Raw genomic sequence first — 20,300 nt, 5'->3', positions numbered from 1 at the left:
AAATTATGGTCGTTATTTACCACAATCCGAGATGTTCAAAAAGCCGTGAAACTCTTGTACTGCTACAGACAAAAGGGATTGAACCAGAAATTATTAATTATCTTGATGAACCCTTGAATAAAGATGAACTTAAAACACTTTATAAGCAGTTGGAACTGGATTCTGTCCGCAAAATGATGAGAACCAAAGAAGCAGAATATAAAGAGCTGAATCTGGGCGATGCCTCTGTCACAGATGAGCAACTATTTGATGCAATGGTCAAATTCCCCAAATTAATTGAAAGACCAATTGTCGTCTCTGATGGAAAAGCCAGACATGGACGGCCTCCCGAAAAAGTCCTTGAAATTCTTTAATATCAGAAAAAAGGCTTAACCAAACCAGATTAAGCCTTTTTGTCTATTGGGTCAGATGCTATGACTCACTGCCATTCGTATCTCAAAATCCCGGATTCAGGTTGAGCCGGAGACGCATCACCGCTTCCTGAAACCACTTCAGTTGCCATCACGCTCTCAGATGATGTTTTCAACACACCAGAAGCATCTTCCTGAAGATTCGGTACAGACTCTGAACCCGGCGAACCTATCTTAATCAAATGATGATTTTTAGAGAGCTCCTGTTCAAAGTTTTCTACTGATGTCAAAATATGCACCGTATATAACACCCGCTCTCCGGATACCTGAGTAACATCAATCGATGCCACTGATGACAAACCTTTCAGATCATTTTCCAACGTAAAGAAATCCATGGCATTCTTGAGATTGCTGAACTCAACTTCAACTGAAGATTCCGACGTTTGAGCCGAAATCAAAATTCCATTTTTACGGGCATAATACCGGGCAATATCATCAACAACCGCTTTGATTCCGTTTTCTCCGGACAGCGCAACAGAACCAATCAGTGGAGATGAAGAATCTTTTATAATTTGTTTTGGTGACTGATCATACAAAGTCCAGCGAATACGATTATCCTGAGCCCTGACAACTAAAACCGCATCAGGCTGATACCGGCTGCTGGCTTCACTGATTGGTTTTAAAAATCCGCCCCATAAATCAGACACTTCAACATTCATAATGTCGGTAAAATCACCAACAGGAACGGTCAGAGGTAAACCTCTTAACTCAGCAGACTGCTTAATCCATTTAACTTCATCAGATCCCACATTTTCCCAGGCAATCGAACGCTGATATCCATCGTCTTTAATGTACCAAATTAAAATGTTAGTACGGGAAGCCGGCCAGAAAGGTAACTGTGCCTGGGTCAGCAGTTCTCTGATATGTTTTCCGTTAAAACCCAGCTTAACAATCGTCTGATTATCACTATTTTTATCGTGCCCCAGTTCTGTCAGGTAGTGACTTACATTAGATAGCGCTTTTTTTATTACGACATTCTGAGCAGCGCTAACATTACCGCTGGCTTTAATGATGACATTTTCTAACCCGGTAACTTCAGCATCATGTTCTGACTGACCTTCCTGCAAAGTGACCTGTGTGTGATAAAGATCGACATTCACACTGGCCAGCAATGAGGAAGAAAAAATCCCTAAAATAACAAAAATAAAATAGCGCATAAGATGTTAGCCCCAAAAAATGATTCATCGATCATAAGCAACTCTTCAATTCTCGGCAAGGAATCTGATCTAAGTAAATTTAATTAATCATTCACAGACCTTATCCAGATGGTCAATTATTTGCTTAAATAGTGATGGCAAACGATTAAATAGGTGATAGAATCCCCGAAATTTGCATAGTCACAGGGAAATCATCATGAAAAATGCCATTTTGGGCGTTCAAATGCTTTTCGTCGCATTTGGGGCTCTGGTGCTGGTTCCGCTCCTTACCGGTTTGGATCCCAACGTTGCTCTCTTGGGAGCTGGTGTCGGTACCCTTTTATTTCAGCTTATCACCCGCCGCTCCGTCCCCATCTTCCTCGCTTCCTCTTTCGCTTTTATTGCTCCTATTATGTACGGTGTTCAAGCCTGGGGTATTGCTTCAACCATGGGCGGTCTGATGGCAGCTGGTGCTGTTTATGTACTATTAGGCGGCATTATTAAGCTTAAGGGTGTAGACATTATCCACAAAATATTACCCCCGGTCGTTGTGGGCCCAATCATCATGGTTATAGGACTTGGACTCGCGCCAACGGCAGTCAATATGGCTCTGGGTAAAAGCGGTGACGGTTCGATTCAGCTTGTTAATGGGCAACTCGCCATTTGGATCTCATGTGCCAGCCTGCTAACCACTATTTTTATCAGTGTGTTTGCGAAAGGCATGTTTAAGCTTCTGCCTATTTTTGGTGGTATCGTTGTCGGTTATGTTCTCAGCCTTTCATTTGGAGTGGTAAGCTTTGATGCCGTTCATCAGGCATCGTGGTTTGCATTACCAAACTTTACTTTTCCTGAATTTAACATCAATGCAATCCTTTTCATGATTCCTGTTGCTATCGCTCCGGCGGTAGAACACGTAGGCGATATTCTGTCTATTTCAAATGTAACCGGTAAAGATTATCTGAAAAAACCCGGATTACATCGCACCATTACCGGTGATGGAATCGCTACCATGGCTGCTGCATTTCTTGGCGCTCCACCAAATACAACCTATAGTGAAGTCACCGGAGCCGTTATGCTGACAAAAGCATTCAACCCGGTGATCATGACGTGGGCAGCGGTTACTGCTATTGTTCTGGCTCTCGTCGGAAAACTAGGAGCTATCCTGCAAACCATACCGGTTCCGGTTATGGGTGGCATCATGATTTTATTGTTTGGTTCTATTGCTTCAGTTGGTCTCAATACTCTAATCAAAAACAATGTGGATCTGCACAAATCACGTAATCTGGTTATTGTAGCAGTCACTCTTGTGTTTGGTATTGGCGGAATGGCATTTGGAATTGGGAAGTTCAGCCTGCAAGGTGTCAGCCTGTGCGGTATCGTTGCGATTTTGCTTAATCTGGTTTTACCAAAAGATTTTGGCGAAACACAACACGTTGTCGACAATGCTCAAATTGAAGATTAATCCTTAATCTGACGGGAGTTCACCGGTTATTTAACGGTGAACTCTGATTCAGGTAGTTATAAGAAGCTGTTGACCAGGCCTACTCTAGACACAAATCTACAAACTTTGCTCTGGTCAGAGTGGCCAAATCATCCGGTGCCAACTCAATTTCCAGACCGCGACGTCCCCCGCTCACGCACATGGTGTCCAATGACTCGGCACTATGATGAATAAACGTCGGTAAACTTTTTTTCTGTCCTAGGGGGCTGATACCACCGACAATATAACCGGTTGTTTTTTCTGCAATATCAGGATTAGCCATTTCAGCTTTTTTCCCTCCTGCGGCTTTTGCTGCCAGTTTTAAATTGAGTTTATGATCGACGGGAATAATGGCAACAGCCAACTTTTTAGCATCGCCATTAAGAGAAAACAACAGTGTTTTAAATACCGTATCCGGATCCTGGCCCAACGCTTCAGCTGCTTCTAAACCATAACTTGCACTGTGAGGATCATGTTCATATTGATGAATCTGATGAGAAATCTTTTTCTTTTTTACTAAATTGATTGCCGGTGTCATAAGTACCACCCAGAAATGCCAGAGAAAAATATCGCCGTAAAAAGGCGACAGATATGTCGCCTTTAAGCTAACTCTAAAACACTTATAAATCAATTATTCATAAATAATCTCTTCGGAAGGCGCATACGAGTCCGTATTAAGAGGAGAATGTGTTTCAATATAATTTTTCAATACTTCTGCATCGACATAGCCGGTATTCACATAACCGGAATGACCCGATAAATTCGGATAACCATCCCCACCTTCCGCGTTATAGCTTGGAATAGAGAAACGATACATTTTATCAATATCGATTGGCTGATGGTCTATCATGACCTCCGACACACCACCATTACTGACTTGCATAGAGATACCGGCAAATTGAGCGTATGCACCCGAGTCAACAGGCTTAGTTGCAACTACGGAAAGATAATCCAGTAACTCATCGCCTCTCATATCAACATACGTCACCTCATTCGCAAATGGCTGAACTTTCAGAACATCTTTATAGGTAATGTTACCCTTCGGGATCGAATCCCTTACACCGCCAGAATTCATAATTCCGAAATCGGCATGCGTCCTTTCCATCTGAGCCGTCGCGATTAACCGGCCAAGATTGGTCTGATGAAAACGAACGACATTCCTGTCCCCTTCCAATCTTCCATCAGTACGTCCGATTTTTTCAGATAGTGATGCCTGACCAAGATCCTGATACGGTTTAAGGAATTGATACATATCTTTATTCTGAGGAATTTCTGAGGTCACAAACACCCGTTTGGACTCACCATTCACTTTGATTTTCTTTTTCAGATTCACAGGAACCAAAGCATAGTGAACCAGTGTTAATTTGCCATTTTTAAAATCAAAATCCGCCCGGCCAACGTATTTCCCCCACTCATGAGCCTGAACGATATAAATACCATTCTGGTAATCAGGGCGGCAGGCATCTCCAGGTTTAAACTGTTTATTAATCACATTAGGTCCTGACATACAGACCGGATCCTGAGAATGCCCGCCGATAATCATGTCCATCGCCCCTTCATTCAGATACCGGGCTAAAGAAACGTCACCAGGTGCATTGATGCCAAATTTTCCGTTCTGATAATGACCCATATGTGTAATAGCAAAAATCAGATCCGGCTGTTCAGTCTGGTTAATCACTTCGAGCAATTTCTTCGCTTCGGTTTTCGGATCCCGGAATTCAATATCTTTCATATAACGGGGATTGCCAATTTTTGCTGTATCTTCTGTCGTCAAACCAATAACAGCAATTTTAATGCCCTGCTCATTAAACATTTTATAAGCAGGAAAAAGACGTTTACCGGTATTTCTGTCGTAAATATTGGCAGACAAAAAAGGAAAATTTGACCAGCTTTGCTGTTTTCTTAACACGGACAAAGGGTTGTCAAATTCATGATTCCCCAATGCCATCGCATCATAGCCAATTTTATTCATTCCTTTAAAATCCGGTTCCGCGTCCTGCATATCAGATTCAGGAACGCCCGTATTTATATCACCACCAGAAAACAGCAGAACACTCCCGCCTTCGGCTTTCACTTCCCGGCGAATATCATCAACCAGAGTTTTCCTCGCCGCCATACCATACTCACCATACTTATTCGTCCAAAACCGGCCATGATGATCATTCGTATGCAGAACCGTAAGGTGATACGTTTGATTTTTCTGCCAATGTCCATCCTTTGGTGTCGGGCCTGAACACCCTATAATTGCGATAGCAAGAAGTGAAACAACAATATATTTTTTTATCATATCCCAGACCATGAGCATTCCCTGAAGATTCGTAACCACTGACAAACTGACACGCCGGATAAATACTCCGGCGCATGATAATAATTCTAAGTTATATAACAAATCACTGAACTCGGCTACCGGACAATGAGATTAACTATCAGAGGATCAAAAAATCCCTTGCTTTCATTAAAAGAGCAAGGGATTAAAACGAGTACAACGACAAGAGGATCAGTCTATTTCAATGACATCAAAACTTTTTATCAGATCATCTAATGCTTTCATCTGCGCAAGGAACGGTTCCAGCTTATTCAATGGCAATGCCGACGGACCATCACATTTAGCTTTATCAGGATCTGGATGAGCTTCAATAAACAATCCGCTAATTCCTGTTGCCAGACCCGCTTTAGCCAGCTCAACGGTTTGCTCACGCCGACCTCCCGAAGCAGCCCCGGTCGGATCCCGCATCTGAAGAGAATGAGTAACATCAAAAATGATCGGACTTCCGTTCGATACTTTTTTCATTACACCAAAACCAAGCATATCCACAACTAAATTATCGTATCCATGACAGGCTCCCCGCTCACACAGAATGATTTTATCATTTCCGCATTCAGCAAACTTATCGACAATATTCCCCACTTGCCCGGGACTCATGAACTGAGGTTTCTTAACATTGATAACCGAACCGGTTTTTGCCATTGCTTCAACCAAATCCGTTTGCCGGGCCAAAAAGGCCGGTAACTGAATCACATCAACAACATCGGCAACAGGTTGTGCCTGGGCTTCCGTATGAACATCAGTAATGATTTTAACGCCGAATGTCTTTTTCAGCTCTTCAAAAATTTTCATACCTTCTTCAAAGCCCGGTCCCCGGTAAGAATGAACAGAGCTGCGGTTCGCTTTATCGAAAGAGGCTTTAAAAACGTAAGGAATTCCCAGTTTATCGGTGACACTGACATAGTGCTCACATATCTGCATAGCCAGATCACGGGACTCCAGAACATTCATTCCGGCAAATAACACAAATGGTTTATCGTTTGCGACATCAATATCACCAACTTTTATTGTTTTCTGTTCCATTCTCTTTCTCATTCTGAAATTAGTGCAGTGTTACGTGCGTGTTTTCCAATGCCGTTACCTGTCCTTTCAGCAACTCAGCAGCCGGATCATCCGGACATTGGTCAATAAAATACTGATAATCATTCACAGCAACCTGAGGGCATTCCAGTTGCTGGTAAATAAATCCCCGGTCCCGAATTTCATAGGGATCATCCGGTACAAAACCTAATGCTATATTAGTACACTTCAATGCCAGTGAGTAATGTTCTTCTCTCATCAATGCACCTTTCAGTAACGCAAGCCAACGACCGATGATCGAAGGATTATCTGCCACCGCAAGATGCTCAGGTTTTAATTTAACAAATGCCCCCTGCTGACCGATTAACCATGCCTGAAGGACATGCTGAGAAACAAATTCACCGGAAAAAGGATTTATATAACGAACCGACTCGCCGCATCCGGTAACCTGAATCAAAAACTGAGTTGGAAACGTCACCGGAGCAAACGAAAAACCCAAATGCTTTCCAAAATAAAGCAGTAATGTCCCCAGACTTAACGGAATACCTTTACGCGTTTCCATGACTTTATCAATAAAGGCATTTCCAGAATGGAAATAGGCTTCCTGATCGCCACAAAATCCCCACTCCACATAAAATAACCGCAGAAACGCATTCAAGCGCTGCTCTTCATTTTTTTCACAAACCAAACGAAGCTCTGCTTCTTTCAATAACCGTTGTAGTTCCTGCTTTGCCCAATCGACACTTGTGGACTCATCTATGGCTTTATTTAAAGCGAGAGCCCCTTCAACAAGCTCCATGGCATCAAAGTCTTCGTCGCATAAATTCAGCATAACGTTATTCTCTTTCATTACATAAAGGTCGGCACTTTGGTCATCGATATATGACCAGCCATAAATATCCAGCCAAGAGCACCTAAAAAAGCAAATGTTCTAAGCCACTTAGTTTTGCCAAACTTCAAAGCGTATAACCCTAAAGCAATATACGCCACTACACACATGAGTTTTTCTGTCAGCCATGGAGCTGAAGAGGTAAATGGCAGGGAGCCGGTCAGGTAGATAAGATACACACCGGATAATAAAAGAACGGAATCGTTAACATGTGGAAAAACATTCAGGAAGCGATGGTGTTTTTTTCCGGAATCACGCAGCATTAACACAAACCGGAACGTCAATAAAACGACACTAATCAGAACCGTCAAAATATGTACATTTTTAACCAGTAAATACATCATCTACCTCAGTTCAACCTGTATAACGTCCGAAAGTAACCCGGTCATTCCCTGAATAGTCCTGCTCCGTTGCAATCTCATCGTAACCAAATAAGCTCAAAATCGCCCTTACCTGTTCACCCTGCTTATAACCATGTTCAAACAACAACCAGCCGTTTATTTCCAGATAATCTCTTGCCTGCCCGGAAATTGTTCTGATATCCGCCAGACCGTGTTCATCTGCGACGAGCGCACTGCTTGGTTCAAAACGAACATCGCCTTCTTTTAAATGAGGGTCATCTCCGTCAATATAAGGAGGGTTTGATATAACTAAAGCAAATTTCATACCTGTTATAACCGGTTCAAACCAGCTTCCCTGCCAGAAAGTGGTATTTCTGATGTTTAGCTTAGCGGCGTTATTCTGCGCCAGTACTGTTGCTTCCTCCCGGATATCAACACCAAACACCTCTCTGTCCGGTAACTCACTGGCCAGCGCTAACGCAATCGCACCGGTTCCGGTACCCAGATCCAATACGGCACCGTCACAATCGTTCACTTTTTCCAGTGCTACTTCCACCAATCTCTCGGTATCCGGCCGTGGTATTAACGTCGAAGGGGAAACAGAAAGATTCAGCGACCAGAATTCACGTTCTCCGGTAATGTATGCAACCGGTTCTCCGTGAGTCCGGCGCTCCAGCACTTTACTGAATGCGTCGTATTGCTCCGAAGTCAGCGTTTTTTCCGGCCAGGTCAAAAAATAACTTCTGGGCTTTTGCAGGACATGACTCAGCAACGCGGTCGCATCAACGGAAGGTGACGGACTGCCACTGACCGTCAGTGCATCAGTGGCTGATTTCAAAAGTTCTGCAATGGTATGCTTTACGGAAGCGGTCATACTGGTTTAATTCTGATCGGCAAGTGCTGCCAGCTGATCGGCCTGATGTTCCTGAATAACCGGTTCAATCAGAGAATCCATATCACCTTCCATTACTTCCGATAAACGGTATAAAGTCAGGTTAATACGGTGATCGGATACCCGCCCCTGTGGATAATTGTAAGTACGAATCCGATCGCTCCGGTCTCCGGTTCCTAAAAGGTTACGGCGGGTATCAGAGACTTCAGCGGCACGTTTAGCCTCTTCAGCCTGAGCAATCCGTGCAGCAAGAACCGACATCGCTTTCGCTTTGTTTTTATGCTGAGAACGTTCATCCTGACACTCAACAACCGTACCGGTTGGTAAGTGAGTAATTCGAATAGCCGAATCGGTTGTGTTAACGTGCTGACCACCGGCTCCGGATGAGCGGAATGTATCAATTCTCAAATCTGTTGCTTTGATTTCCGGGGCTTCCGTTTCTGGAATTTCCGGCATAATCGCAACAGTACATGCTGATGTATGAACCCGTCCCTGAGACTCAGTAGCAGGTACTCGCTGAACTCGATGACCGCCTGATTCGAATTTCAGGGAACCATAAACCGATTCACCATTCACTTTAGCAATGATCTCTTTATAACCACCCTGTTCTGACTCATTTGATGACATGACCTCGACACGCCATCCTTTTCTCTCAGCGTAGCGGCTGTACATACGGAACAAATCACCGGCAAAAATCCCCGCTTCATCACCACCGGCACCAGCCCGGATTTCTAAGAAACAGTTACGTTCGTCATGAGGGTCTTTTGGCAACAATAGTATCTGCAGCTCATCATTCAGAGATTCAATTTTTTCTTTTGCATCGTTAATCTCATCCTGAGCCATTTCACGCATTTCAGGATCGTCTTCTTTTGCCATTTCTTCTGCCGCTTCCAGATCTTCCTGTGCCTGCTGATAGGCCTGAAAGCATTTGGTTACCTGCTCAAGTTGAGAAAATTCTTTTGACAGTGCCCTGAATTTATCCTGATCCCCGATAATATCCGGGTCTCCCAGCAATTGCTGAACTTCCTCATAACGCTCAACGAGCGACTCAAGTTTCGCTAAAATAGACGCTTTCATAATTTCTTCTTAAAAATGATAGGATCAGGATAGGTCATCTAAGCCTATGCTCTGTCTGATTATGGCTAATTTCGCCAGTTCGCCCTGCTCAGCCGCGCTTTGCAATGCGCGGGTTGGGGCATGAATAAGTTTGTTGGTCAATTTATGACTCAGTTCCTGAAGTGCCTTTTCGGGTGGCACTCCGGATGCGATAGACTGTAATGCTTTTTCCAGTAATTCATCCCGGATCTGATTTGCACTGTCCCTGTATTCCCGGATACTGCCAACAGCCTGAAGAGCACGAACTTTACTGATAAATTCGTCGCTTTCCTTAGTGACAATGGCTTCGGCCTGAACCGCCTCCGATTTACGCTGCTCCATATTGCTGTCTACAATTGACTGTAAATCATCCACACTGTACAGGTAAACATCCCGAATTTTACCAACCTGTGCTTCTATATCTCTCGGAACAGCAATATCAACCAATAACATCGGCTGATAGCGACGTGATTTTATGGCACTTTCAACCATACCTTTGCCGATGATCGGCAATGGACTGGCAGTTGAACTAATGACAATATCCGCTTTCGGCAAATAATCCGGAATTTCCTGAAGGCTGATAACCTGTGCTCCAAACTGACTTGCCAGTCCCATAGCTCTTTCCCGGGTACGGTTTGCCACAATCATATTCTGGCAACCGTTCGATGCCAAATGCTTGGCAACTAATTCGATCGTCTCTCCGGCTCCGACCAGTAATACAGTTGAAGAACTAAGAGATTCGAAAATATGCTTAGCCAGAGTGCAGGCAGCATAAGCAACGGAAACGGCATGCCCGCCAATTTCCGTTTCGGTACGAACCCGTTTGGCCACCGAGAACGCTTTCTGAAAAAGCCGGTCAAGCACCGGATCGACCGCTTTCAGCTCTCTTGACTGTAAGTAAGCCTGTTTTACCTGCCCCAATATCTGAGGCTCACCAAGAACCAGAGAATCAAGGCCGCAGGAAACCCTCATTAAATGTCGAATCGCCGCATGATCTTCATGAATATATAAACTGGGTTTCAGCTCTTTGCTGTCAACCTGATGAAACTCGGACAGCCAGTCAACCATCTGAGTTTTACCGGCTTTACGCGCATCACAATAAATTTCAGTCCGGTTACAGGTTGATATAATTACACTGCCCTCAACCTGCTGACGCAGTTGCCTGAGCGCTTCCGGTAATTTATCCGGACCAAACGCTACTTTTTCGCGTAACTCTAATGACGCAGTATTGTGATTAATACCAATGGCAAGTAAAGACATTAACAGGGATATCTCTGACAGCTAAGACATTCAAAAAAGAAATTTTACTGTATGCCCCTACAGAATAAAAGTACTGAACGTATTTGTTTTACTTAAAGGTGATGTTCAATGCTATAGTGAGCTCCGTGTTCTCACTCTAACTCAGGTTTCATGTACCTATGCAACTAAAGTTTTTTTCCATTATTCTGTCTTGTCTGGCTTTATTCGGCTGCTCATCAATCCAAATGGCAAATACTCCTGTTCGTTGGCAGCAGCATCAGCAATTACTTTCTCAGATAACAAATTTTACCATTACCGGTCAGCTTGGTTACATTACCCCGACAGAAAGACGTTCTCTGAATATTCAATTAACAAAAACTGGCACCACCAGCCATTTACGCCTCTCGACTTTTCTTGGTCAGACGGTAATGAAAATGACCATCACCCCCGAATTATCTACTATCGATTCTTACGAGGGGGAGCATTATGAGAACAAAAATCCTGACCTGTTAATTGAACAACTCATCGGTTTACAAATCCCCATATCCGAACTGGAAAACTGGCTGTTAGGTCTGCCAAACCCCACGGATAACTATACCTTTAATGAAAACCATACATTAAGCACAGTGACCAACAATGCTCAGGAACCGTGGTCCGTTGTCTACCGCCGTTATCAAAATGTTGAACTGAACCAAGATGTCATTCCTTTACCTTATAAGCTATCTTTGAAACATTCGGCAACAAAACTTCATCTGGTCATCTCTAAATGGAAAATCAAATCATGACTCAGGAATGTACTCACTGGCCATCGCCGGCAAAATTAAATTTATTTTTGTATATTACCGGCCGGCGGGAAGACGGTTATCACGAATTGCAGACGTTGTTTCAGTTTCTTGATTTTGGTGACAAATTAAGTATCACACCAAATGACAGTGGAGAAATCACGTTAAGCCCAGAGATAGAGGGCGTGCCGCTCAGGGACAACCTTATCTACCGGGCTGCGGCGGCGTTAAAGAGTGAGACCGGCTGCTCTTTGGGTGCCCACATTCATCTGAAAAAAGTCCTTCCGATGGGAGGCGGAATTGGTGGTGGTTCGTCCAATGCGGCTACAACGCTGGTCGCATTAAACTATCTTTGGCAAACCCATTTAAACGATGATGAACTGGCCCGCATTGGGGTTAAGCTTGGGGCAGATGTTCCTGTATTTGTTAAAGGTTTTGCTGCATTTGCAGAAGGAATCGGAGAAAAATTAACACCGGTATCCCCGGAAGAAAAATGGTATTTAGTCATCCGCCCTGACGTAAGCATTTCTACCGCCGATATTTTTTCTCATCCGGATTTAACCAGAAACACACCCAAACGTCCTATAAATGCGTTATTAGATCAAAACTACGGAAACGATTGCGAAAAAATTGTACGTTTACTATATCCAAAGGTTGATAAGCAACTTTCATGGCTGCTACAATACGCGCCGTCAAGATTGACCGGTACAGGTTCTTGTGTTTTTGCTGAATTTTCCAGCGCAAAAAAAGCTCAGGAAGCCTATGCCCGATTACCCGGTAATGTCTTTGCTTTTGTCGCTCAGGGGCGAAATACGTCCCCTTTGAAAGAGGCACTGGCGAGATGTCAATCTTCCGAGACCCAAACCATTTAATACTGGACGAAAACCTGAGGTTTCCACCGTGCCTGATATGAAGCTCTTTGCTGGTAACGCCACACCTGAACTAGCCCAACGTATTGCTGACCGTCTGTATATTTCCCTTGGTGATGCTACTGTATCCCGCTTCTCTGATGGAGAAGTTGCAGTACAAATCAACGAAAATGTCCGTGGTAGCGATGTTTTTATTATTCAATCTACTTGTGCCCCGACAAACGACAACCTAATGGAACTGGTTGTAATGATTGATGCCATGCGTCGTGCTTCTGCGGGTCGTATTACAGCTGTTATCCCTTACTTTGGGTATGCCCGCCAGGATCGTCGTGTACGTTCCGCCCGTGTGCCTATCACAGCAAAAGTTGTCGCTGATTTTCTTTCCAATGTTGGCGTTGACCGTGTTCTTACTATTGACCTTCACGCTGAACAGATTCAAGGTTTCTTTGATGTCCCCGTTGACAATATCTTCGGTACTCCTGTACTGCTGGAAGATATGGTAGAACGCGGACTGGAAGATCCTGTTGTTGTTTCTCCTGATCTTGGCGGTGTTGTTCGTGCCCGTGCAACAGCAAAAGCACTGGGAGACATTGATATTGCTATCGTTGACAAACGACGCCCACGTGCAAACGTTGCTGAGGTGATGAACCTTATCGGTGATGTTGAAGGCCGTGACTGTGTCATCGTTGATGATATGATCGATACCGGTGGTACTTTATGTAAAGCCGCTGAAGCATTGAAAAACCGTGGTGCAAAACGTGTATTTGCTTACGCAACTCACGCAGTTTTCTCCGGCAATGCTGCAAACAACATTAAGAGCTCTGTACTAGATCAGGTTATTATCACTGACTCTGTTACCCTTTCCAAAGAAATGGAAGCAACCGGAAAAGTCACCGTACTGACACTGTCTACCATGCTGGCAGAAGCCATTCGCCGTATCAGTAACGAAGAATCTATCTCAGCAATGTTTAACCAGTAAGCTGACATAATAGCATTTGCTTATTGAAGGCACGCAATAATGCGTGCCTTTTTCGTTTAAGAATACAAACATGCTCCTATTGAAAATTTTCTGTGCTATTATACGGCGCCTTTATATTCCAGAGAGAGCCTGACCGTGAGTCAACAAATTAAACTACTTGTTGGGCTAGCCAATCCAGGGCCTGAATATGCAAAAACAAGACATAATGCAGGCGCATGGGTAATTGAAGAATTAGCTCGCATCAATAATGTAACACTAAAAAATGAACCAAAGTTTTTTGGATTGACAGGCCGAATTATGAAAGATGGTCAGGATATTCGTTTACTGATTCCAACCACCTTTATGAATTTATCCGGTAAAGCGGTTTCCGCTCTGGCAAAGTTTTACCAAATAAATCCAGAGGAAATCATGGTCGCTCATGACGAACTTGATTTACCTCCCGGGGTCGCTAAATTTAAAAAAGGTGGTGGACACGGAGGCCATAATGGTCTCAAAGACACCATCAGCAAACTTGGCAACAACAAAGAATTCTATCGGTTAAGAATCGGTATCGGGCATCCGGGCCATAAAGACAGAGTGGCCGGATATGTTCTCGGGAAAGCTCCGGCAAAAGAACAGGAATGCCTGAATGCAACAGTGGACGAATCTGTTCGTTGTTTAGATATATTACTTAAAGATGGGCTGGCTAAAGCACAAAATCGCTTACACAGTTTCAAAATTGAATAAGGTTTACAGACATGGGTTTTAAATGTGGCATCGTGGGTTTACCAAACGTAGGTAAATCAACTCTATTTAATGCACTTACCAAAGCAGGGATTGAAGCAGCTAACTTCCCTTTTTGTACTATTGAGCCAAATACAGGTATTGTACCGGTCCCGGACTTACGTCTGGATGCACTTGCTGAAATCGTTAACCCACAACGCATCTTACCGACAACAATGGAATTCGTTGATATTGCGGGTCTGGTTGCCGGAGCATCAAAAGGTGAAGGGCTGGGTAATAAATTCTTAGCAAACATCCGCGAAACAGACGCGATTGGCCATGTTGTACGTTGCTTCGAGAATGAAAATATCGTTCACGTTGCCGGTAAAGTCTCTCCACTGGAAGACATCGAAGTTATCAACCTTGAGTTAGCCCTTGCGGATTTAGACTCCTGTGAAAGAGCGATGCAACGCCAGACTAAAAGAGCAAAAGGCGGAGACAAAGCGGCTAAATTTGAATTAACCGTTCTGGAAAAACTGCTTCCTGTTCTGACAGAAGGGGGCTCAGCCCGCTCAGTAGACCTGTCGAAAGAAGAGAAAGCCGCCATTGCCTATCTGAACTTCCTGACACTGAAGCCAACCATGTACATTGCTAACGTCAATGAAGATGGTTTGGAAGATAATCCATATCTTGATGCCGTTCGTGAGTTCGCAGAAAAAGAAAATAATGTTGTGGTTCCGGTTTGTGCGGCGATTGAGTCTGAGCTATCTGAACTGGAAGACGATGAAAGAGATGAATTTCTGGCCGATTTGGGCATTGAAGAACCCGGTCTGAACCGTGTTATCCGTTCCGGTTATGAATTACTGAATCTGCATACTTACTTCACCGCTGGTGTAAAAGAAGTCCGGGCATGGACAACACCTGTTGGTTCAACAGCACCACAGGCTGCCGGTAAAATTCATACCGACTTCGAACGAGGATTTATCCGTGCTGAAGTTGTCGGATATGATGACTTTATTGAATACAAAGGTGAGCAGGGTGCAAAAGAAGCCGGTAAATGGCGGCTGGAAGGAAAAGACTACATTGTTAAAGATGGCGATGTCATTCACTTCCGCTTCAACGTATAACCCTTCCTCATTCAATGACAAGGTCAACCCTACGGTTGACCTTTTTATTATTCAAAATGAACGCCACATCTTCACCAGCTTGATTTTATGCTGGTTTTTGATCAGAAACACACCTCTTTGTATAAAAAAAAGTCGAACGGGCGTTTTCTGGAAATTTATTCAAAAAAACTGTTGACGCTCAACAGTCAGATCCGCATAATGCGCTCCGTTCTCGCGATTTAGAAACGTAGAGAAAAGAGTGGCTACGTAGCTCAGCTGGTTAGAGCACATCACTCATAATGATGGGGTCACAGGTTCAAATCCCGTCGTAGCCACCATTTATTCATTATCAGGTCAAATTGACGTGATGATACAAAAACAATGCGGAAGTGGCGAAATTGGTAGACGCACCAGATTTAGGTTCTGGCGCCGCAAGGTGTGAGAGTTCAAGTCTCTCCTTCCGCACCATTGTTTCTGGTAGTTTTAAACTGCCTCTGCAGGTCTATCGCCAAGCGGTAAGGCAACGGGTTCTGATCCCGTCACCCCTGGTTCGAATCCAGGTAGACCTGCCATTTTTTAAGTTTTGATGAAAACTCATTGAAACACGGGTAGAGATTAGCTATATTGTCTCGCTCAAAATTGATGGCTACGTAGCTCAGCTGGTTAGAGCACATCACTCATAATGATGGGGTCACAGGTTCAAATCCCGTCGTAGCCACCATTTATACAACGTTATTAGACGAAAGCTCTGATAACCACGATGCGGAAGTGGCGAAATTGGTAGACGCACCAGATTTAGGTTCTGGCGCCGCAAGGTGTGAGAGTTCAAGTCTCTCCTTCCGCACCATGATTCTGATAGTACTAAACTATCATTGTAGGGCTATCGCCAAGCGGTAAGGCAGCGGCTTTTGATGCCGCCATCCCCTGGTTCGAATCCAGGTAGCCCTGCCATATTTACAACGTTGCCGGGATAATGCTCAGGCAACTACGATGCGGAAGTGGCGAAATTGGTAGACGCACCAGATTTAGGTTCTGGCGCCGCAAGGTGTGAGAGTTCAAGTCTCTCCTTCCGCACCATGATTCTGATAGTGTCAAACTATCACTGTAGGGCTATCGCCAAGCGGTAAGGCAGCGGCTTTTGATGCCGCCATCCCCTGGTTCGAATCCAGGTAGCCCTGCCATATTTACAACGTTGCCGGGATAATACTCAGGTAACTACGATGCGGAAGTGGCGAAATTGGTAGACGCACCAGATTTAGGTTCTGGCGCCGCAAGGTGTGAGAGTTCAAGTCTCTCCTTCCGCACCATGATTTGATAGTGTCAAACTATCACTGTAGGGCTATCGCCAAGCGGTAAGGCAGCGGCTTTTGATGCCGCCATCCCCTGGTTCGAATCCAGGTAGCCCTGCCATATTCATTGTTTTCTGGTAGCAATAATTACCAGAATCTGACAACGTTATTAAGCAAGAGCTTTGATAACTACGATGCGGAAGTGGCGAAATTGGTAGACGCACCAGATTTAGGTTCTGGCGCCGCAAGGTGTGAGAGTTCAAGTCTCTCCTTCCGCACCATACTATTAAGGTGGCTATGCTTAAACATTGCAGGGCTATCGCCAAGCGGTAAGGCAACGGGTTCTGATCCCGTCATCCCTGGTTCGAATCCAGGTAGCCCTGCCATATTCATTGTTTTCTGGTAGCAATAATTACCAGAATCTGACAACGTTATTAAGCAAGAGCTTTGATAACTACGATGCGGAAGTGGCGAAATTGGTAGACGCACCAGATTTAGGTTCTGGCGCCGCAAGGTGTGAGAGTTCAAGTCTCTCCTTCCGCACCATTAATTTCTTAGAAGCCGTTAATTATCTGGTTTTTAAGCATAATATCAGAGTGGCTACGTAGCTCAGCTGGTTAGAGCACATCACTCATAATGATGGGGTCACAGGTTCAAATCCCGTCGTAGCCACCATTTATATAACGTTATTTAAGCGAAATGCTGATAAATAACGTGGATACATCAGAACTGATCCTCTGTTTGTATCGTATAAAACCCGGTTTAGCCGGGTTTTGTCGTTTTTATTTCTCAGAAATTTTACAAAAAAAATCCGGCCAATGCCGGATTTTTATTCGCTGAATAAACGTTTTTATCCAAGTAATCCAAGTGCCGCATTCGGCGCCTGTTTTGCCTGAGCAAGAACAGAACTGGATGCCTGAGAAAGAATCTGAGCTTTTGTAAGCGCAGTCGTTTCTTTAGCAAAATCAGTATCTTTGATACGACTTCTGGAAGCATTAACGTTTTCATTGATGTTATCAAGATTACTGATAGCATGATTGAAACGGTTTTGGAATGCACCAAGTTCAGCCCGGTGACTGTCTACATACTTCAATGCAGAATCGACAACGGAAACCGCTTGTTGAGCTCCACCAACAGTAGTGACGTCCATGGTATCAACTGTTTCAGCCTGACCAGCAGACATACCCAGTTCACCCGCAAGACTACCACCAAATGTTGCCTGTCCGTCAACCTTGTTATTATCAGTAAAGAGCTGCAATTTACCATCCTGATCGACTGACGCACTAACCATATCAGTCTGACCATTAATGTACGTAGCTAACTCTTCAATATCATCACCCGCTTTCGCATTAATTGAGATATTTTGCTGCTGACCCGATTTATCTGTTAAAGAAATCGTAAAGTCATTCGCTCCATCCTGAACTTTCCAGTCTTTGTCTTTCCCATTCTGCGCAACATAACTGGTGCCACCCATCATTTTGTTATCGCTACGCATGTCTTTAAGATTCAGCATAACAGCTTCACCGCTATTAGAACCAATCTGGAAAGCCTTGGTCTGGAACGTACCATTTAAAAGCTTATTCCCACCAAAGGAGGTAGTTTCAGCCACGCGATTCAGTTCGTCGTTTAATGCACTAACTTCTTCCTGAATTGCAGTACGCTCAGATTTGGAGTTTGAACCATTCGCCGATTGAAGTGACAAGTCTCTCATACGTTGCAAAATACTGGTGGTCTCATTCATAGCACCTTCAGCCGTTTGCGCGATAGAGATACCATCATTTGCGTTACGAACAGCAACATCCAGGCCCCGGCTCTGGGAGGTCAGACGGTTGGATATTTGCAATCCTGCCGCATCGTCCTTCGCACTATTAATTTTATAGCCAGATGATAAACGCTCCATTGATGTATTCATTGCACTGGTTGCGCTATTTAAATAACGCTGTGCCGTCATCGCTGAAACGTTCGTATTTACATTAACCGCCATAGTGGTTTCTCCTATTGATTTTCCGTTTTTCGCGGAAATTCCGATCGGCTTCCGACGTCTCGGAAAACCATTAGTTCTCTCAAAGTTCGATCTTTTAGCGACGAGAATTCAGATTCCTTTAGAAAAAGATAATTTTTTTTAAAAAAAACGTCATAAATGGAGAAAAAGATAGGGATAGAAGGAAAAACAGAAATAAAGTGGCTTAATACACTAAAGAATAAATAGAAACGGCCGGGGTGGAGCAGACAAAAAAAGAAAAGCCCCTTTTCCTTTGAGAGAACCGGGGCTATTTGTGGTAGCCATAGCCAATGTGGAGATCGAGAGAAATGTTCACATTTAGGCTGACCAGGGGCGTATGATTAAGGATAGATACTAAGCAGTAATAAACTTGAGAGAGCTTAGTACCCACCTGTCATCACACTTTGCCAAAGTAACTTCAAATCCAGACCCACGTCTGAGTTCGGAAATGAAGTACTTTTACTACTGCAATAGTTGCATTGCAGCGTTTGGCAACTGTTTAGCTTGAGCAAGTATTGAAGTACCTGCCTGCTGTAATATTTGTGCTTTCGTTAATTGCGTTGTTTCCTTAGCGAAATCGGTATCTTTAATACGGCTTTTCGATGCATTCACGTTTTCCTGAATGTTCGCCAGGTTGTTAATACTGTGACTTAAACGGTTCTGCTTCGCACCGAGATCAGCCCTCTGAGAGTCGATATATTTCAGCGCTGAATCCAGCACACCAACCGCATTCTGAGAACCACCAACCGTCGTAATATCAATATCCTGAACCGTTGTTTTCTTACCGGGTCCACCATTAAGACCCAACTCTGAAGCCAGACCTCCAGAGATAGACAGGTTACCCTGAATATCCGGTTCTGCCATAAACAACTGTAACTTACCTTTTTCATCGACAGACGCTTTCACTTTGTCTGTCTGACCATTGATATAAGTCGCCACCTCTTCGATGTCATCACCGGGTTTTGTCAGGATATCGATTGTCTGAGGTTCCCCTTTACCATCAGTAAACTCAAGTTTTAAGTCTCTGCTTGTTGGAGGAACGCCCCAGTTTTTATCTTTACCCTGCTCAGCAACAAATGACTGACCGCCCATCCGAAAATCATCTGCACGTATATTCGTCAAACCAATGATAATGGCTTCACCGGAACTGGCACCGATCTGGAATGCAGACTGTCCAAATGTTCCGTTCAATAACTTACGTCCACCAAAAGAAGTGGTTTCAGCAATACGGTTCAGTTCGTCCTGCAATGCCTGTGATTCTTCATTCAGAGCCTTACGTTCTGACAGTGAGTTAGTACCATTAGCCGATTGCAGAGCCAAGTCGCGCATACGTTGCAAGATACTGGTTGATTCGTTCATTGCCCCCTCAGCAGTCTGGGAAATCGAAATACCGTCATTCGCATTTCTCATGGCGACGTCCAGCCCCCGAGACTGAGCAATTAACCGGTTAGAAATCTGCATACCTGCGGCGTCATCTTTTGCACTGTTAATCCGGTTACCGGAAGACAAACGCTCCATTGAAGTATTCAGCTCATTACCGGCTTTATTTAAATAACGCTGTGCAGTCATTGCTGACACGTTGGTATTTACTGTAATGGTCATAATTTTGCTCTCCTAATGAGTTCGCAAGCTTTTGCGAAGCGGTCAGCTTTACTCTCGTTGGGAAGCACTGACCGTAAATAACTTGCCACATTTGCAATGCCGTTTAACGTAAACTGTTTAACAGCTTTTCTTAAACTAAAG

Annotated in this window: 18 protein-coding genes and 14 tRNA genes; 21 read left to right on the top strand and 11 right to left on the bottom strand. The window is 44.0% G+C overall.

Translation table 11 applies throughout. The annotated features are described in order from the left end of the window. Positions 1-2: 2 nt before the first annotated feature. The gene (gene arsC, locus LRQ06_RS11460; protein ID WP_232767167.1) at positions 3-353 is read left to right on the top strand and encodes an arsenate reductase (glutaredoxin); all 351 of its coding nucleotides are present in this window, start codon (positions 3-5) and stop codon (positions 351-353) included. Between the two features lie 65 nt (positions 354-418). Here arsC and LRQ06_RS11455 read toward each other — a convergent pair whose 3' ends face one another. Beyond that, the gene (locus LRQ06_RS11455) at positions 419-1,567 is read right to left on the bottom strand and encodes a DUF2066 domain-containing protein (RefSeq protein ID WP_232766444.1); all 1,149 of its coding nucleotides are present in this window, start codon (positions 1,565-1,567) and stop codon (positions 419-421) included. Between the two features lie 196 nt (positions 1,568-1,763). On the opposite strand from LRQ06_RS11455, the gene LRQ06_RS11450 reads away from it, so the two are divergent. Continuing rightward, positions 1,764-3,008 (top strand): uracil-xanthine permease family protein, encoded by a 1,245-nt coding sequence (locus tag LRQ06_RS11450; RefSeq protein ID WP_232766442.1) that lies wholly within the window; start codon positions 1,764-1,766, stop codon positions 3,006-3,008. Positions 3,009-3,087: 79 nt separating this feature from the next. Here the strand turns inward: LRQ06_RS11450 and ybaK are convergent, their stop codons facing one another. From ybaK to hemA, 8 genes are all read right to left on the bottom strand, one after another. Further along, positions 3,088-3,564 carry a Cys-tRNA(Pro) deacylase gene (ybaK, locus tag LRQ06_RS11445; protein ID WP_232766440.1) on the bottom strand — a complete coding sequence of 159 codons (477 nt, stop codon included), beginning with the start codon at positions 3,562-3,564 and terminating at the stop codon, positions 3,088-3,090. Between the two features lie 93 nt (positions 3,565-3,657). Continuing rightward, positions 3,658-5,313, bottom strand: a complete 1,656-nt coding sequence (gene ushA / locus LRQ06_RS11440) for a bifunctional UDP-sugar hydrolase/5'-nucleotidase UshA (protein WP_232766439.1) — start codon at positions 5,311-5,313, stop codon at positions 3,658-3,660. Between the two features lie 210 nt (positions 5,314-5,523). Then, positions 5,524-6,375 carry a 3-deoxy-8-phosphooctulonate synthase gene (gene kdsA, locus LRQ06_RS11435; RefSeq protein ID WP_232766438.1) on the bottom strand — a complete coding sequence of 284 codons (852 nt, stop codon included), beginning with the start codon at positions 6,373-6,375 and terminating at the stop codon, positions 5,524-5,526. A 19-nt stretch (positions 6,376-6,394) separates the two neighbouring features. Beyond that, a complete protein-coding gene (locus LRQ06_RS11430; RefSeq protein WP_232766437.1) occupies positions 6,395-7,204 on the bottom strand; it encodes a SirB1 family protein in 810 nt (269 codons plus the stop codon). A 17-nt stretch (positions 7,205-7,221) separates the two neighbouring features. Further along, the gene (locus tag LRQ06_RS11425) at positions 7,222-7,602 is read right to left on the bottom strand and encodes a SirB2 family protein (RefSeq protein WP_232767166.1); all 381 of its coding nucleotides are present in this window, start codon (positions 7,600-7,602) and stop codon (positions 7,222-7,224) included. 13 nt (positions 7,603-7,615) lie between these two features. Further along, on the bottom strand, positions 7,616-8,476 hold the full coding sequence (prmC, locus tag LRQ06_RS11420) for a peptide chain release factor N(5)-glutamine methyltransferase (RefSeq protein ID WP_232766436.1): 861 nt from the start codon (positions 8,474-8,476) through the stop codon (positions 7,616-7,618). Positions 8,477-8,482: 6 nt separating this feature from the next. Then, positions 8,483-9,571, bottom strand: a complete 1,089-nt coding sequence (gene prfA, locus LRQ06_RS11415) for a peptide chain release factor 1 (protein ID WP_232766435.1) — start codon at positions 9,569-9,571, stop codon at positions 8,483-8,485. Positions 9,572-9,595: 24 nt separating this feature from the next. Continuing rightward, positions 9,596-10,849: a glutamyl-tRNA reductase gene (hemA, locus tag LRQ06_RS11410; RefSeq protein WP_232766434.1), complete on the bottom strand. Its 1,254-nt coding sequence runs from the start codon at positions 10,847-10,849 to the stop codon at positions 9,596-9,598. Between the two features lie 158 nt (positions 10,850-11,007). Between hemA and lolB the strand changes: the two genes are divergently transcribed. The 19 genes from lolB to LRQ06_RS11315 all read left to right on the top strand — a co-directional run bounded on the left by lolB (position 11,008) and on the right by LRQ06_RS11315 (position 17,230). Then, positions 11,008-11,613 carry a lipoprotein insertase outer membrane protein LolB gene (lolB, locus tag LRQ06_RS11405; protein WP_232766433.1) on the top strand — a complete coding sequence of 202 codons (606 nt, stop codon included), beginning with the start codon at positions 11,008-11,010 and terminating at the stop codon, positions 11,611-11,613. Further along, positions 11,595-12,482 (top strand): 4-(cytidine 5'-diphospho)-2-C-methyl-D-erythritol kinase, encoded by an 888-nt coding sequence (gene ispE, locus LRQ06_RS11400; protein ID WP_232766432.1) that lies wholly within the window; start codon positions 11,595-11,597, stop codon positions 12,480-12,482. Before lolB ends, ispE begins: the two co-directional genes overlap by 19 nt. A 28-nt stretch (positions 12,483-12,510) precedes the next feature. Next, on the top strand, positions 12,511-13,458 hold the full coding sequence (locus tag LRQ06_RS11395; protein WP_232766431.1) for a ribose-phosphate pyrophosphokinase: 948 nt from the start codon (positions 12,511-12,513) through the stop codon (positions 13,456-13,458). A 135-nt stretch (positions 13,459-13,593) separates the two neighbouring features. Continuing rightward, the gene (pth, locus tag LRQ06_RS11390; protein ID WP_232766430.1) at positions 13,594-14,184 is read left to right on the top strand and encodes an aminoacyl-tRNA hydrolase; all 591 of its coding nucleotides are present in this window, start codon (positions 13,594-13,596) and stop codon (positions 14,182-14,184) included. An 11-nt stretch (positions 14,185-14,195) separates the two neighbouring features. Then, the gene (ychF, locus tag LRQ06_RS11385; RefSeq protein ID WP_232766429.1) at positions 14,196-15,287 is read left to right on the top strand and encodes a redox-regulated ATPase YchF; all 1,092 of its coding nucleotides are present in this window, start codon (positions 14,196-14,198) and stop codon (positions 15,285-15,287) included. 240 nt (positions 15,288-15,527) lie between these two features. Further along, a tRNA-Met gene (locus LRQ06_RS11380) sits at positions 15,528-15,604 on the top strand. Positions 15,605-15,649: 45 nt separating this feature from the next. Beyond that, positions 15,650-15,734, top strand: a tRNA-Leu gene (locus tag LRQ06_RS11375). A 30-nt stretch (positions 15,735-15,764) separates the two neighbouring features. After that, positions 15,765-15,838: transfer RNA gene (locus LRQ06_RS11370), tRNA-Gln, on the top strand. 72 nt (positions 15,839-15,910) lie between these two features. Then, a tRNA-Met gene (locus LRQ06_RS11365) sits at positions 15,911-15,987 on the top strand. A gap of 41 nt (positions 15,988-16,028) precedes the next feature. Continuing rightward, positions 16,029-16,113 (top strand) — tRNA-Leu (locus tag LRQ06_RS11360). A gap of 29 nt (positions 16,114-16,142) precedes the next feature. Beyond that, positions 16,143-16,217, top strand: a tRNA-Gln gene (locus LRQ06_RS11355). Between the two features lie 41 nt (positions 16,218-16,258). Further along, a tRNA-Leu gene (locus tag LRQ06_RS11350) sits at positions 16,259-16,343 on the top strand. 29 nt (positions 16,344-16,372) lie between these two features. After that, positions 16,373-16,447: transfer RNA gene (locus tag LRQ06_RS11345), tRNA-Gln, on the top strand. A 41-nt stretch (positions 16,448-16,488) separates the two neighbouring features. Continuing rightward, a tRNA-Leu gene (locus LRQ06_RS11340) sits at positions 16,489-16,573 on the top strand. Positions 16,574-16,601: 28 nt separating this feature from the next. Beyond that, positions 16,602-16,676: transfer RNA gene (locus LRQ06_RS11335), tRNA-Gln, on the top strand. 75 nt (positions 16,677-16,751) lie between these two features. Further along, a tRNA-Leu gene (locus LRQ06_RS11330) sits at positions 16,752-16,836 on the top strand. Between the two features lie 31 nt (positions 16,837-16,867). Continuing rightward, positions 16,868-16,941, top strand: a tRNA-Gln gene (locus tag LRQ06_RS11325). Positions 16,942-17,016: 75 nt separating this feature from the next. Next, positions 17,017-17,101 (top strand) — tRNA-Leu (locus LRQ06_RS11320). A 52-nt stretch (positions 17,102-17,153) separates the two neighbouring features. After that, positions 17,154-17,230 (top strand) — tRNA-Met (locus LRQ06_RS11315). 175 nt (positions 17,231-17,405) lie between these two features. On the opposite strand, the gene LRQ06_RS11310 is transcribed toward LRQ06_RS11315, so the two are convergent. Then, positions 17,406-18,539, bottom strand: coding sequence for a flagellin (locus LRQ06_RS11310; RefSeq protein WP_232766428.1), 1,134 nt, complete (start codon positions 18,537-18,539; stop codon positions 17,406-17,408). 480 nt (positions 18,540-19,019) lie between these two features. Continuing rightward, on the bottom strand, positions 19,020-20,159 hold the full coding sequence (locus LRQ06_RS11305) for a flagellin (RefSeq protein ID WP_232766427.1): 1,140 nt from the start codon (positions 20,157-20,159) through the stop codon (positions 19,020-19,022). Between the last annotated feature and the right edge of the window lie 141 nt (positions 20,160-20,300).

It is taken from the genome of Vibrio salinus (assembly GCF_021272385.1).
GTDB classification, from domain to species: Bacteria; Pseudomonadota; Gammaproteobacteria; order Enterobacterales; family Vibrionaceae; genus Vibrio; species Vibrio salinus.
This window is presented reverse-complemented; position numbering and strand designations above follow the sequence as displayed.

Bases quoted from the DNA above. Each gene is read 5' to 3' on its own strand.
- LRQ06_RS11455 (WP_232766444.1), bottom strand. From the start codon at position 1,567: ATGCGCTATTTTATTTTTGTTATTTTAGGGATTTTTTCTTCCTCATTG.
- LRQ06_RS11450 (WP_232766442.1), top strand. From the start codon at position 1,764: ATGAAAAATGCCATTTTGGGCGTTCAAATGCTTTTCGTCGCATTTGGG.
- ybaK (WP_232766440.1), bottom strand. From the start codon at position 3,564: ATGACACCGGCAATCAATTTAGTAAAAAAGAAAAAGATTTCTCATCAG.
- ushA (WP_232766439.1), bottom strand. From the start codon at position 5,313: ATGATAAAAAAATATATTGTTGTTTCACTTCTTGCTATCGCAATTATA.
- kdsA (WP_232766438.1), bottom strand. From the start codon at position 6,375: ATGGAACAGAAAACAATAAAAGTTGGTGATATTGATGTCGCAAACGAT.
- LRQ06_RS11430 (WP_232766437.1), bottom strand. From the start codon at position 7,204: ATGCTGAATTTATGCGACGAAGACTTTGATGCCATGGAGCTTGTTGAA.
- LRQ06_RS11425 (WP_232767166.1), bottom strand. From the start codon at position 7,602: ATGTATTTACTGGTTAAAAATGTACATATTTTGACGGTTCTGATTAGT.
- prmC (WP_232766436.1), bottom strand. From the start codon at position 8,476: ATGACCGCTTCCGTAAAGCATACCATTGCAGAACTTTTGAAATCAGCC.
- prfA (WP_232766435.1), bottom strand. From the start codon at position 9,571: ATGAAAGCGTCTATTTTAGCGAAACTTGAGTCGCTCGTTGAGCGTTAT.
- hemA (WP_232766434.1), bottom strand. From the start codon at position 10,849: ATGTCTTTACTTGCCATTGGTATTAATCACAATACTGCGTCATTAGAG.
- lolB (WP_232766433.1), top strand. From the start codon at position 11,008: ATGCAACTAAAGTTTTTTTCCATTATTCTGTCTTGTCTGGCTTTATTC.
- ispE (WP_232766432.1), top strand. From the start codon at position 11,595: ATGGAAAATCAAATCATGACTCAGGAATGTACTCACTGGCCATCGCCG.
- ychF (WP_232766429.1), top strand. From the start codon at position 14,196: ATGGGTTTTAAATGTGGCATCGTGGGTTTACCAAACGTAGGTAAATCA.
- LRQ06_RS11310 (WP_232766428.1), bottom strand. From the start codon at position 18,539: ATGGCGGTTAATGTAAATACGAACGTTTCAGCGATGACGGCACAGCGT.
- LRQ06_RS11305 (WP_232766427.1), bottom strand. From the start codon at position 20,159: ATGACCATTACAGTAAATACCAACGTGTCAGCAATGACTGCACAGCGT.